Origin of the sequence: Arminella tubonensis (assembly GCF_003240585.1) — a bacterium.
Taxonomy (GTDB): domain Bacteria; phylum Pseudomonadota; class Alphaproteobacteria; order Rhizobiales; family Rhizobiaceae; genus Rhizobium; species Rhizobium tubonense.
This window is the reverse complement of sequence record NZ_PCDP01000034.1, coordinates 23,327-35,812: the sequence shown is the minus strand read 5'-3', so window position 1 is coordinate 35,812 and position 12,486 is coordinate 23,327. Positions and strand designations below refer to the sequence as shown.

Annotated in this window: 12 protein-coding genes and 2 pseudogenes; 4 read left to right on the top strand and 10 right to left on the bottom strand. The window is 58.2% G+C overall.

The genetic code is table 11. From position 1 onward, the window contains the following. Positions 1–8: 8 nt before the first annotated feature. A complete protein-coding gene (locus tag CPY51_RS11160; protein WP_111160315.1) occupies positions 9–299 on the bottom strand; it encodes a MocE family 2Fe-2S type ferredoxin in 291 nt (96 codons plus the stop codon). A gap of 2 nt (positions 300–301) precedes the next feature. Continuing rightward, a pseudogene (locus tag CPY51_RS11155) lies at positions 302–718 on the bottom strand (fatty acid desaturase); the annotation flags it as partial. Between the two features lie 156 nt (positions 719–874). Between CPY51_RS11155 and CPY51_RS11150 the strand changes: the two are divergent. From CPY51_RS11150 to CPY51_RS11140, 3 genes and pseudogenes are all read left to right on the top strand, one after another. Continuing rightward, positions 875–1,903, top strand: a complete 1,029-nt coding sequence (locus CPY51_RS11150) for a LacI family DNA-binding transcriptional regulator (RefSeq protein ID WP_111160314.1) — start codon at positions 875–877, stop codon at positions 1,901–1,903. 176 nt (positions 1,904–2,079) lie between these two features. After that, positions 2,080–2,803 (top strand): annotated as a pseudogene (locus CPY51_RS11145) (TIM barrel protein). A 23-nt stretch (positions 2,804–2,826) separates the two neighbouring features. After that, entirely contained in the window at positions 2,827–3,738 is a 912-nt protein-coding gene (locus CPY51_RS11140; protein ID WP_111160313.1) for an acetamidase/formamidase family protein, read from the top strand. 112 nt (positions 3,739–3,850) lie between these two features. Here CPY51_RS11140 and CPY51_RS11135 read toward each other — a convergent pair whose 3' ends face one another. The 7 genes from CPY51_RS11135 to CPY51_RS11105 all read right to left on the bottom strand — a co-directional run bounded on the left by CPY51_RS11135 (position 3,851) and on the right by CPY51_RS11105 (position 10,157). After that, positions 3,851–4,648 (bottom strand): 3-methyl-2-oxobutanoate hydroxymethyltransferase, encoded by a 798-nt coding sequence (locus tag CPY51_RS11135; RefSeq protein ID WP_111160312.1) that lies wholly within the window; start codon positions 4,646–4,648, stop codon positions 3,851–3,853. A gap of 40 nt (positions 4,649–4,688) precedes the next feature. After that, a complete protein-coding gene (locus CPY51_RS11130) occupies positions 4,689–4,997 on the bottom strand; it encodes a MocE family 2Fe-2S type ferredoxin (protein WP_111160311.1) in 309 nt (102 codons plus the stop codon). Positions 4,998–5,039: 42 nt separating this feature from the next. Further along, on the bottom strand, positions 5,040–6,119 hold the full coding sequence (locus CPY51_RS11125) for a fatty acid desaturase family protein (protein ID WP_244598617.1): 1,080 nt from the start codon (positions 6,117–6,119) through the stop codon (positions 5,040–5,042). A gap of 26 nt (positions 6,120–6,145) precedes the next feature. Next, entirely contained in the window at positions 6,146–7,357 is a 1,212-nt protein-coding gene (locus CPY51_RS11120) for an aldose 1-epimerase family protein (protein ID WP_111160309.1), read from the bottom strand. Positions 7,358–7,371: 14 nt separating this feature from the next. Beyond that, complete coding sequence (locus CPY51_RS11115) at positions 7,372–8,154, bottom strand: ATP-binding cassette domain-containing protein (protein ID WP_195909507.1); 783 nt, start codon at positions 8,152–8,154, stop codon at positions 7,372–7,374. 1 nt (position 8,155) lies between these two features. Beyond that, complete coding sequence (locus tag CPY51_RS11110) at positions 8,156–9,154, bottom strand: ABC transporter permease (RefSeq protein WP_111160307.1); 999 nt, start codon at positions 9,152–9,154, stop codon at positions 8,156–8,158. Between the two features lie 64 nt (positions 9,155–9,218). Then, positions 9,219–10,157, bottom strand: a complete 939-nt coding sequence (locus CPY51_RS11105) for a sugar ABC transporter substrate-binding protein (protein ID WP_111160306.1) — start codon at positions 10,155–10,157, stop codon at positions 9,219–9,221. 319 nt (positions 10,158–10,476) lie between these two features. Here CPY51_RS11105 and CPY51_RS11100 point away from each other — a divergent pair, with 319 nt between their 5' ends. Continuing rightward, on the top strand, positions 10,477–11,499 hold the full coding sequence (locus tag CPY51_RS11100) for a LacI family DNA-binding transcriptional regulator (RefSeq protein WP_111160383.1): 1,023 nt from the start codon (positions 10,477–10,479) through the stop codon (positions 11,497–11,499). 57 nt (positions 11,500–11,556) lie between these two features. On the opposite strand, the gene CPY51_RS11095 is transcribed toward CPY51_RS11100, so the two are convergent. Then, positions 11,557–12,471: a sugar phosphate isomerase/epimerase family protein gene (locus CPY51_RS11095; protein WP_111160305.1), complete on the bottom strand. Its 915-nt coding sequence runs from the start codon at positions 12,469–12,471 to the stop codon at positions 11,557–11,559. Positions 12,472–12,486 lie beyond the last annotated feature (15 nt).

The following is a 12,486-nucleotide window of genomic DNA, read 5'->3' as shown; positions in this document are numbered from 1 at the left end:
GCGGGCACCTAGATGGAAATGAAGACGGCGCCGCCTTCAACCTTTACCGGATAAGTCGCGAGATTGACGCAGACCGGAGCGCCTTTTGCTTCGCCGTGCTTCGGACATTCGATGATCTCGTCCATGACGAGCCCATCGGCGAGATAGACCTTTTCGTGTGTGTAAAGGCCATCCGTCGCGAAGTATTCATCGTCGGGGCTGCGATAGATGGCGAAGGTCCGGCCGGCGTGATCGAAACGGATGACATCTTCCTCGTCGATCTCTTCCGCCGCGCAGACTTCAAGCCAGTTTCCGCTCATATGGTTTTCCTCCTCGGGCATTTTCTTTTCGTTCTAACCGGATTTCGCACGATCATGAAGCAGGCGATCTGGTAGACGACGTCATTCATCCAGCGGGTCTTGAAGGCAGTACCATGGCCACATTCGTGCCAGCGGCTGTCCGAAGCAGAGCCGTATAGCACGCCATATGCCAGGAAGAACGGCACGCACAGCCAGCTTCCCCAAAAATAGATGCCGAGCCCGGCAAGCACCAGCATAGAGCCGATCCAGATGGCCGTGTCGCGAATGGCGGCTCCGTCGGATCGCTGCATCAGCGCCTTCATCTCCTTGCGCGGGACGTCGGTGTGATACCATTCCGCAGCAGCCAGCCCCGTCTCTACGGCGGCGCTGGCGCTGGCGCCTGTCAGGTCGTAGTCACGCTTCGGGGTATGCATCGTCATTGTCGCCTCCGGGGTTCGCGCTCCTGCAAAGTCTGTCAAAGTCTATAGGCATCAGGATAAGTCGACTTTCCGCTTGCCTCAATGCCGTAATGATGGAATCTATCATAAACTATCACGTTCGTGTATCATCGATGGTGGAAGACATCAGGAGCCCGCATGCGCCGTCCTACCATTACAGACCTTGCCAAGGCGTCAGGCGTGAGCGTTGCAACGGTCGATCGGGTGTTGAACGGCCGCCACCGGGTGCGTGAAGAGACCGCTCGACGGGTCTACGATGCGGCGCAGTCGATCGGCTATCATGCCGTCGGCCTGTTGCGGCAACGTGTCTTCGAGGATCTGTCGCAGTACAGGTTCGGCATCGTTCTGCAGAAGCCGAACCAGTCCTTCTACCAGGCCTTCGCTAGAGAACTGGAAGTCGCCGCCCTTGCGGTGACAAGTGCCCGCATTGATATCCGGATCGAGTTCTCGGCAGCTTCGACGCCGACGGCTATCATCGAGAAACTGAGGGCTGTTTCCTCTCGTAGCCAGGCAGTCGCTCTGGTCGGGCCGGATTATCCCGCACTGTCCACGGTCGTCGAGGAACTGAAAGAGAGTGGCGTGCCTGTGTTTTCGCTATTATCCGATCTGGCGTCGGGTGTCCGTAACGCCTATGTCGGGCTGAACAACCGCAAGGCCGGGCGAACCGCCGCATGGATGATTGCCAAATCAGCAGACAAGCCAGGCAAAGTCGCATGTTTTGTCGGCAGCCATCGCTTCCATGGGCACGAGCTTCGCGAGATTGGCTTTCGATCCTATTTTCGTGAGAATGCTCCCGAATTCGAGGTTCTGGACACGCTGATCAATCTCGAGACCGCCGAGATCACCCATGAGGCGACATTAAACCTGCTGCAGAAGCATCCGGACCTTGTCGGCCTCTACATCTGCGGCGGCGGAATGGAAGGCGCTATCTCGGCAATCCGCGAGGAGGGATTGGCCGGCAAACTCATCGCCATCGTCAGCGAACTGACGCCGGAATCAAAGGCGGCTCTTGCGGACGATATTGTGACGATGGTCATCGGAACGCCGTTGCCCGCACTCTGCAAGGAACTGATGGCCCTGATGATCGACGCGGTGGAGCGAGGCGATGCCGCCGTGCCGGGGCAATCCTTCCTGCCGTTCGAGATATTCATCTCCGAGAATATTTGAGAGCAGGTCGTCAGAGAATGAAAGAATCCCATCAGCCAGATCCGATTTCTATCATCGATGACGGGTGAGAGACAAATTGCTGCATGGATTGCACCGTTATTTTCGACAGGCCTTGGCGAAGAGCCGTGTCGACCGAATGTCCTTCTGTGATCGGGACCGGCTGAGGAGGAAAGACCCTGAATTCCATTCGATTTGCGCTGAACCATATGTGCGCTCCGTCGATGCCGATCGACGATTTCTTTGCGATGGCGAAATCGCTGGACGTCCATTCGGTCGAAATTCGCAACGACCTCTCGGGCAACGCCATTCTTGACGGAACACCGCGTCCGTGATCAAGAACGCAGCCGCCCGTCATGGTCTGACGATCATCTCGATCAACGCCCTGCAGCGTTTCAACGAATGGAACGATACCCGCGCAGCCGAGGCCTGGAGCTCGATCGACTATGCCAGGGATTGCGGCGCCAAGGCGCTCGTGCTGGTTCCGGTCAATGACGGCAGCGGCAAGCAAGATGGCATCCGTCAGGCCAATCTTCGAACGGCGCTGCAACCAAGCGGCCGCCGCGATCGAAGATCTCCGGGCGCAATCGACTTTTAAGCTTGTCCATGACACCTTTCATCATCATCTCGCTGGCGAGAAGGCGATCTTTCCCGGTATGACGGGTCTGGTGCATATTTCGGGCGTTAGCGATCCCGACGTTGTGGTTGCCGATTCGCGACCCCCCACCGCGTGCTGGTCGACGAGGATGACCGCATTGACAACCTCGGGCAGATGAAGGTTATGCGGGAAGCGGGATATATCGGTCCGTTCTCCTTCCAGCCCTTTGCCCCGATGTTCACGCTCTGGCACAACCGGCAACGGCACTGAAGGCAGGCATGGATTATCTGGCCTCCGGAGGCTAGTGCACACGAGCAAGGGTAACTATATGACCACGCACCACTTTATTCCGACGACCTTTCACAATGTCATCGGTTCTTTTCCATCAGCGCTGCGGATCGCCGATGGCGATACCGTCATCACGCAGACACTCGATGCAGCCGGATACGATAGCGACGGCGGCAGGCAGGCGCATGGGCCTAATCCGATGAATGGTCCGATCTTTGTGGAGGGCGCGGAGGCCGGGGATGCACTGAAGGTCGAGATCATCAGTATGACGCCGACGAGAGACAGTGGTTTTACCCGCGGTGCAGTGGCCGCCAATGTGGTCGATCCCGAGACGATTCGGGACCTCCCACCGCGCGACATGACGCTGTGGACCATCGATCGCGAAGCATCGACCGTGCGGCTTTCCGAGCCAGTCACCGGCCTCGAGAGTTTCGTTCTGCCCCTCGCCCCGATGATCGGGTGCTTCGGGGTCGCGCCAGCCCTTGGCCAGGCGATATCGACAGCGACCAGCGGTGAATATGGCGGCAACATGGACTACCGCCTGTTTGGTCCCGGCACGACGGTTTGGTTGCCGGTGTCGGCCCCCGGCGCCTTGTTCTTTCTGGGTGACTGTCACGCAGTCCAGGGAGATGGCGAGATTGTCGGGACCGGCGTCGAAACCACGTTTGAAGTGACGGTTCGGCTCACCGTCGAAAAAATGGCGACGCTGGTCTGGCCGCGCGGCGAAACCGCCGAAGACATCCTGACCATCGGCAACGCCCGACCTCTCGATCAGGCGCTCCAGCACGCCACCACCGAAATGCTGAACTGGCTGACATCGGATTACGGCCTGGACAAGAAGGCCGCAAGCCACCTACTCGGCCAGGTCGTACGCTACGATGTCGCCAATGTCTTCGATCCCGCCTATACGATCGCCTGTCGTGTTGCCAAGAAGTGGCTGATCAAGGGATAAGCATTTTACTCGCATGATTCAAAATTGGCTATGCCAGGGTCGCCTTTGATCTCGTCACACCTCGTATTGTCGCAGCAGCGACGATACGACACGGATCAAATCTCGACTCAATTTATTTCGGGAGCATTTGCTCGAAACGCTCAAGCTCCGAGCTGCTCATGTTGACGACGTGGCGGTCTTCCGGATAACGCGCTGATGTAACGTCGTTTACAAACTCACTAAAGGCCTCAATCCTCTCCGCCTGCAGACGCTCGTACTCCGCGGCAAAGTTGCGATAGACCTTCGAATGACGCGGGACGTGGCCACGGGTCTGGCCCAATATGTCGTCAGCGAACAGGTACTGCGCATCGCAACCGTCCCCCGCGCCCATCGACAACATGATCAGCGAAGTTCGTTCCGAAATTGCCCTGGCCACTTCGACGGGCACAACCTCGATTTCGGCGCCGATCGCGCCTGCAGCCTCCAGGTTCTTGACCGCCTCGAAGACCTGCATCGCTGTTTCGGCCGTTTTCCCGACGGCCTTGAAGCCGCCTGTCCACGTCGCCCGCGATGGGATGAGGCCGACATGGCCGATAACCGGGATAGCTTCGTCTGCCATACGCTTTATCGTGGCATAGCTGGCGCTGCAATAAACGGCGTCGGCACCGGCCTTGTAGAGCCTGAAGGCCCAACGAACGAAATCGTCCGCTGTGCCGACTTCGTAGAAGTTATCTCCCGGCATCGTGAAAAGGCTGGGCGCGACTTCGCGGTAGCGCGGGTCGCAGACCAGTTCCGGCGGGACGGAGACGATGTCCACGCCTGCCCTCTCGGCAGCTTCGGCTTCGTCCAGTGTGAGAACTCTCAGCATCGTCAGCTGGCGCTTTCCGCGCATCGCTCTCAGATCGGCGACGGTGGGCCTTGCTTGGCGCATGTGGACATCCTTTGTTGTTTGACAGGTCATACGAGGCCGATCAGCCTATCATGATCCGAACCTTATCGGCTTCGATACTGACGGGATAGGTCTGGAGGTTGACGCAAACCGGTGCCCCCCTTGCCTCTCCTGTCTTGTAGTTGAAGCGGCCGTTATGCTTTGGGCATTCGATGATGTCGCCCATGACGAGACCGTCGGACAGGTGAACCTTCTCGTGGGTGCACAGACCGTCGGTCGCGAAATACTCGTCCTCATCCGACCGGTAGACCGCGAAGGTCCGGTCGCCGTGATCGAACCGAATGAGGTCTTCCTGATCGATATCACCGACCTTGCACACTTCGATCCACATTATCTGGCGCTCTCCAATGGTTTGTTCCCAAGCGCTCAGCCGTTACTCGGCAGCGCCTGAAAGTTCATCTAGATGGTGGAATTCATCCTTGTAGGGCCGCGCGGTCGGTGGGAGTTCGCGCTTCAGAAAATAGTCCTCGTTCCTGAGCTGCCGGATAAGGACGGGAAAGACCTCCCTATAGGCGTGCCACATCGAAGGATTGGGCACGGGCAGATCGTGCTTGATCAGGGCATGCAATCTCGGAAGCGAGTGATAGGGCACCATCGGAAACATGTGATGCTCGACGTGGTAGTTCATGTTCCAGTATATGAACCGGCTGATCGGGTTCATGTACACGGTGCGACTATTCAGTCGATGATCGATGACGTTGTCGGCAAGTCCGATATGTTGCAGCAGACCGGTGAGAACCATGTGCCAGCAACCATAAAGGCGTGGCAGGCCGACCAGCATCAGTGGAAGAAACGAGCGAGTGGCGATGGACAGCCCGATGGTCAACACGTAGATCGCAATATGGATCCGCGCCGCGAAGATGACTTTCGACCACTCCATCTCGGGTATGAAGGTCTTCTCCTCCGCGCTCACCGTACCGAAGCAGTTGCGCAGAAGTGCGATCATCGAATACCAGGCGTCGAGAATTCCGAAGAAATTCACAACGACTCTCAGGAGATCAGGTGGTCGCATCACGGCAATTTCGGCGTCGCGACCGACGATGATCGTATCGGTATGATGGCGCGCGTGGCTCCAGCGCCAGGTGACGGGATTGCGCATCAGCATGAAGCTGGCAATCTGATAGACGACGTTGTTCATCCAGCGGGTCTTGAACGCCGTACCGTGGCCGCATTCATGCCATCGCGAGTCCGAGGAGGAGCCGTAAAGCACTCCATAGACAAACAGGAAGGGTATGCAGAACCAGGTCGGCCAAAAATATATCGCCCCGGCTGCAGAGATGACGAATGACAAAATCCAGATCAGCGTGTCACGAATGGCGGGAAGATCCGAGCGTTGCATCAGATCTTTCATCACCTTGCGGGGGACATCGGTGTGATACCATTCGGCGGAAGCCAATCCGGTCTCGATTGCCTTTCTGGTACTTTCACCGACGAGGCTGTAGTCGCGCTTCATCACGATTGTTTCCTGTTTTTGACCTGTCATTGCGACGCCACAGCTCCATTCGGTCGAGCCTCTCTGCCCCGCAAAGGGGGAAATCGATTTGACATCGCCGGGAAGTCGGCCGCGGGTGCCGCCGAAATCGCCTCGATCCTACGCTCAGTCGCGTCAATTTGCTCGCGATCGTCCAACACCCGCAACTTGACATCGTAGGACCTCGCATCGCCATGCTCAAGCCAGATCAGCTCGTCGCGCTCACGGGCAAAGGTTTCTCCGAGCGCATGATTGGTCGAAGGTTCAATCCCCAAGGCATACTGGCCCGCCTGATAATTCTGCCAGACGTAGGCGCAGGGAAGCTGCGCCTTGGACGTCACGACTTCGAAGCCAAGACCGAGACGATCATTGATAATGGCAACGGGAACGTCGCCGTTTCCATCTGCCGCCAACTCGTGCTGCCAGACCTGTTCGCGAAAGCTCTGTTGAGGTCCGAGGGCCACCTTGTAGCCGGCATTCTGACTGGCGTACTCGGCGCCCGCGTGGGACGCCCAGATCACATCGGTGATCGGCGCGACGTACCGCGACCCCTCATCCAAGAGTGGATAACTGACGTTGACGTGGTAGAAGATCATGTGTGGCGTCGGCATGAAACCCTGATTGATCACGCGGTCGCTGACCCGAACTTCGTTGCCGCCGACATCGGCTTCGATCCGGCGAACGAGATGCAGGTTCTCGCCAAAAACAGCCGCCTGCTGGATGATGCCCTCGGCCCAGAGGACACAGCGGTGACCCTCCCAGGTTTCTCCATAGCCTGTGAGACGGGCCGGAATATTGCCGACCCTGCCGTGCAAAGAGTGGCGGATCGTCGTCTTTCCGGGATAGTTGTAGTTGGAGGCGGGCACCTTTTCAGGACCAAGGATATGGTCCAGACCGCACGTCACAAGCAGCCCTGAAAAGGAGCGCGCCCACGCGAGACCATTTTCGCCTTCATACTCGTGGAGGGCGGGATTGCGAAATCCGGTCGGGGAATTCCACGCGATCCCAAGTCCCTTGTAGTCGCAGTCTGCAATATCCATTGCCCGATCGACCAGAACGGTAAATCGCAGCCCACTCCCGGTGCGGAACTCGAGCATTCGAATTCCTCGTTCGACGCCGTCGGACAGCGTCGAAAGCCGGACGCCTGCGACCTGCGACAGCAGACCGGTACGCTCCGTAAGCTGGCGGCGGTTGAGCGTCTGACCATAAAGTTTAACCATCGCGCATTCCGCCTTCAATGCGCCATCGCATCGCCCACGAGCGTGGCCTTGTCCACCCCCATGATGATGCTTTCGACTGTCAGCAAATCGGTCTCCGCGACGATCAATTCGGCGACGACCTCGCCACGGCGCATGACGACGATACGGTCGGCCACCTGGAAGACGTGGTGAATATTGTGCGTGATGAACAACACGGAATGCCCGGCCTGGCGAACCTCCTTGACGAACCGCAGAACCCCGTGCGTTTCCTCGACCCCGAGATTGTTGGTCGGCTCGTCCAGGATGATGACTTTGGCGGCAAATTGCATAGCCCGGGAAATGGCGATCGACTGCCTCTCGCCGCCCGAAAGCGTGCTGACGGGCGCATCCGCATTCAGCTTCTTGGAAATCCCGACGCGCTTCAGGAGCGTCGATGCCGCCGCGCGGAGAGTGACAAGATCCATTGGCGCAAAGACGCCAAGCCACGACAGCTTGGTGGGCTCACGACCAAGGAACAGGTTGCGGGCGATACTTAAATCCGGCGCAAGGGAGGTATCCTGATGGATCGTCTCGATACCAAGTGCCATCGCTTCGCGTGGCGACTTTATCGAGACCTTGGCTCCACGCACAAAAATATTGCCCTGGTCGGCTGGATGGATGCCGGAGATGGCCTTGATCAGGGTCGACTTGCCAGCGCCGTTATCTCCCAGCAACGCGACGACTTCGCCTTCGTTCAGCGTGAACGTGGCATCCTTTAGCGCCCGAACATTGCCGAAGAATTTCTGCAGGTTTTCGAGCCGAAGAACCTCTTCCATGATCTCAGCTCCTTGCCGTATTCTTCTGCAGCAGAGCGTGCAGGATCAGCATGACAAGGATGATGCCGCCGACGAAAATGTTGTAGGCGAGGCCCGGCACGCCGATCAGCACGATGCCGTTGCGTATGGCGCGAAGCATGAGGGCGCCGACGACGGTGCCTAATATGGTACCGCGACCACCGGTCAACGCCGTGCCCCCGACGACAACCATTGCGATGACTTCCAGCTCGTAACCCGTTCCGGCGACAGGCGAGGCAGCGGATATCCGAAACGCACTGATCATCCCCGCCAATCCCGCCAATACGGAGGTCAGGATGAACAGCCAGATCTTAACCTTGTCGGCAGGCACGCCACGAGCAACAGCCGCATTTCGGTTCGATCCGATGGCGGAAACCCAGTTGCCGAGCTTGGCGTATTGCAGGATGTAGGTGGCCAGCAACGACAGGCCGACGAACCACAAGAGCGAGACGTAGAGCTTGAATTGTCCGATTTCCATGGTGCCGGCCAGGAGGGTCACGAATAATCCGGGCTGATCCCAGGATTTCAGCGGAAAGCCCTGCGTTATGTAAAGCGCCACCCCCCTGATGATCAGCAGCATCGACAACGTCACCAAGAACGAGGAAATCTTGACCTTGGTGACCACCAGCCCGTTGATCGCGCCGATGACGACACACAGGACAAGTCCCGCCAACAGTGAAATCCCGATGTTCATATGCGCTGTCTGCACCAGCAGCGTAACGACCACGGGCGCTAGGCCGAACACCGCACCAACCGAAAGGTCGAATTCGCCGGCGGTCAGCAGAAGGGTCATCCCGAGCGCAATAATGCCAAGCTCCGGTAGAAACGCGAGCATGTTCGATATGTTGAGCGGAGAGAGGAAGTTTCCGTTCGCGACAGAGAACGCGGCAAGGACCACTATCAGGATTATGAGCGACGCGATTTGCGGTGAGCGGCCGATTGCCGGCCAGCCCCTGCTCCAAGTTGTTGTCGCCGATGTTGTCATGGTCATGTTGCACCAACCGTTGTGGTTACGGCGCCCGAGCGCAGGCAGATCGGACGCCGAGCCGTCACTTGCTGTAAAGCTTCAGGATCGGCTCAACGCTGGTGGCGTCGTAAAGGCCGAACGTGTGGATGTCATAACCGATCGGCTCGCCCGACGCTGCAAGCGCCAGAAGAGCCACGGGCATGAAACCCTGAGCCGATGGGTACTGCCAGGCCGCCGCATTGACATAGCCGGCCTTGACGGCTTCGGCCGTTTCTTTCGAATTGCCCCAGCCGACAACGGGGATCTTCCCCGGCGCGACACCGGCTGAATCGAATACCCGCTTTACGCTGGCAGCCACTGAGTCACCGAGCGCAATGATCGCCGGCGGATTGTTCGCGACCATGTAGTCGCTCATTTTCGCGATAATTCCGGCCGGATCCGTGCCGCAATCGACGACATCATATTTGATGCCAAGCGGATCGAACACACTGGCAATGCCTTGCGTTTCGAGCTGCTGGTAGCTTGCGCCGGGAACCTCGACGGGGAGGAAGACCTTGTCGCCTGATTTGACGAGCTTTTTGTCGACGAGATATTTCGCCCACGTCACCCCGGCGTCCGTTAGATCGGCGCCGACATAGGCCTGCCTGTCCGTCGAAACGTCGTCGGTATTGAAGAAGACGACGGGGATGCCGCCGGCTCTGGCTGCCTTGACTTCGCCAGTCCACAATCCGGGCTGGGCCGAGGTCGTCGCAATGCCATCCGCCTTCGCAGCGATTGCCGAGTTGAACGCTTCTTTCTGCGAGGCCATGTCGCCACCGCTGAACGAAATCTTGCAGGTGACTTTCAACTGCGCGCAAGCCTTGGTCGCGCCGGAATTCCAGTCCAGCCAGAAGGCATCGGACGGGCCGCCGTGCGAGAGCAGGTAGAAGGTCTTCTGGGTGTCTTCGGCGTGGGCCGCATAGCTGGTCGATATTGCCAGGACAAAGCCGGCAGCGGCCGCAAGTCGTGCAAAGATCTTCATGTTGTCTCCTCCACCGACCTGCCAGTTGCCGATACCGCGCCGGGCAGATCTCCGTCGCAAGCCTGTTCGCACCGCTAGCAGTAGTGGTTGATTGCGAACTGTGGGTGGACAGCCTCCTCGCCATCCGACTGAAATGATGAATAAAGATGCGACATATCCATGTCAACATCAAAAGATATCAAAACACGTCATGGGCAAGCCATCGAAACCGGCGAACTATTGACAGAAGGTCGATTGTGGCCAATTGAATGAGACCGTTACATCAAATTGCATCAGCAACGCCTTTGCCGAGAGGCTGCAGCGAACAGAAGGTCTGAAATTGCGGTCCACCATTTTAGATATTGCGCGCGAGGCCGGCGTTTCTCCGGCAACAGTCGATCGTGTGCTGAACAATCGCCCGGGCGTGAAGTTGCGAACCAAGCAGGTGGTTCTCGCAGCGGCGCAAAAGCTCGATTATTCGGCTGAAACAGAGGGCGGCACGGTGGCCCTCAACCCGACCAGGATCAAGCTGCATTTCGCGCTACCCGCCGGTGCCAATGCCTTCATCTCGACGTTTCGCCGCCAGATCGAAATTCTAGCGTCCGCTCGCCCGGAGCTGGATGTCAGCGTGCTGATGATCGAAGGGTTCAGTCCGGATTCCCTCGCCCGCACCCTTCGCGAGCTGGAGGGACGCACGGATGGCGTCGGCGTTATCGCGCTCGATCATCCGACGGTGAGAGAAGCCATCCGCTCGCTTGCCGCAAGCGGGGTGAAAGTCGCCACAGTGGTTTCGGACATCTCGCATGTACCGCGCATCGCCTATGTCGGCATCGATAACAGGGCGGCGGGGCGGCTGGCGGGTTACCTCCTCAGTCGGTTCATTGGTGCGAGGCCCCACGCCAAGGTGGCATTGCTTGCAGGATCGCTTTCCTATCGGGGACACGAAGAGCGGGAAATGGGCTTCCGACATATCCTGGCGGAGGAATTTCCCTATATCGAGATCGTCGAGATCCGCGAAATGCTGGACGATCAGGAGCGAGCTTATTCCGAGGCATCAGCGCTACTCGAAAAGCATCCCGATCTTGCGGCAATCTACAACGTCGGCGCCGGCAGCATGGGCATAGCGAGAGCGCTGAAGATGCGTAACCTCCAGTCCTCGATCGTATTCGTCGGCCACGACGCGACCGAAGACACGAAATCTCTGCTGCTCGACGGCACCATGGACGCAGTCATCGATCAAAATCCACGGGTCGAAGCGCGTGAATCGCTCAATATTCTCGCACACGCGGTCCTGGGGACACCCTATGAGGGGCATCCCCCGCGACTGCAGGTAATCTTCAAGGAAAACATTCCAGAGGTCTGAACAGGCAGCACTCCCTGCGCGCCGGATCGGGCGCAGGAAGTGCTGAAGTCACCTGGCTTAAAGACCCTGGGCGCGAAGCTTTCCGTCAAGGAACTTCTTGGCGCGCGGAACGTCGGTTTCATCCAGATGCTCGATGATCATCGGGATGTTTGGATGTTTCTGCGCCAGACGCTTCAGATAGAGATCGTAGTTGAGCGAACCAAGGCCCGGTGCCGGCAGTTCGATTTCGCCGACGCCGCGGAAGGTGTGGCTCTCCAGCGCATCGTCATCGCCGATGTCGGCATGCTTTTCGCTTTTGTCGGAACCGGAACGCTTGACGTCCTTGGCGTGGCCGATCTTGATCTTGTCGGACAGCGTGTCGAAGACCTGGTTGAGGATCGCATCCATCCGGTCGATGTTGTGGGTCTCGAAATAGTTGGTCGGGTCCATCAGAAGCCCGAGGCCGGGATGATCGACCTGTGCGAACATCCTGACGGTCTCCTCGACCGATCCGACGACATTGTTCACGTAGGTCTCGAGCAGGAAGACGGCACCGTGATCGTAGGCATGCTGGGCAAGATCGGCAACCACCTTCCGGCACTCCTCGAACCCTTCCTCCGTCTTGTTCTTCGGATGATGCACCCAATCGGATTCGGTGTTGTAGGTGCCGGTTTCGGAGATCACGTAGGGCGTGCCGAGATGTTGGGCGTGCCCGATGATTTCCTTGAGATAAGCGACGCGACGACCGCGCTCCTCTTTGTCAGGATGAATGATGTTCGTGTATCCGGAGATACACGAGATCGGCAGATTATGGTCGCGAAAGGTGTTGCGGATGCGAACGCACTTGTCCTTGGTGATCTGCCCCGCCGAAACATCGACATCCTTGAAATGCATGTCGAGCTGCACCGTATTGAAATCGAGAGCCCGGATCTTCGTGGCCGTTTCCTCAAGGCCATACGGAAAGTAGCCGGTGAAAATACCTGTCTGCATCATGGTGTGGTTCCTCCC

Coding starts and splice junctions, on each gene's coding strand:
- CPY51_RS11160 (WP_111160315.1), bottom strand. CDS start 299: ATGAGCGGAAACTGGCTTGAAGTCTGCGCGGCGGAAGAGATCGACGAG.
- CPY51_RS11150 (WP_111160314.1), top strand. CDS start 875: ATGCGCCGTCCTACCATTACAGACCTTGCCAAGGCGTCAGGCGTGAGC.
- CPY51_RS11140 (WP_111160313.1), top strand. CDS start 2,827: ATGACCACGCACCACTTTATTCCGACGACCTTTCACAATGTCATCGGT.
- CPY51_RS11135 (WP_111160312.1), bottom strand. CDS start 4,648: ATGCGCCAAGCAAGGCCCACCGTCGCCGATCTGAGAGCGATGCGCGGA.
- CPY51_RS11130 (WP_111160311.1), bottom strand. CDS start 4,997: ATGTGGATCGAAGTGTGCAAGGTCGGTGATATCGATCAGGAAGACCTC.
- CPY51_RS11125 (WP_244598617.1), bottom strand. CDS start 6,119: ATGAAGCGCGACTACAGCCTCGTCGGTGAAAGTACCAGAAAGGCAATC.
- CPY51_RS11120 (WP_111160309.1), bottom strand. CDS start 7,357: ATGGTTAAACTTTATGGTCAGACGCTCAACCGCCGCCAGCTTACGGAG.
- CPY51_RS11110 (WP_111160307.1), bottom strand. CDS start 9,154: ATGACAACATCGGCGACAACAACTTGGAGCAGGGGCTGGCCGGCAATC.
- CPY51_RS11105 (WP_111160306.1), bottom strand. CDS start 10,157: ATGAAGATCTTTGCACGACTTGCGGCCGCTGCCGGCTTTGTCCTGGCA.
- CPY51_RS11095 (WP_111160305.1), bottom strand. CDS start 12,471: ATGATGCAGACAGGTATTTTCACCGGCTACTTTCCGTATGGCCTTGAG.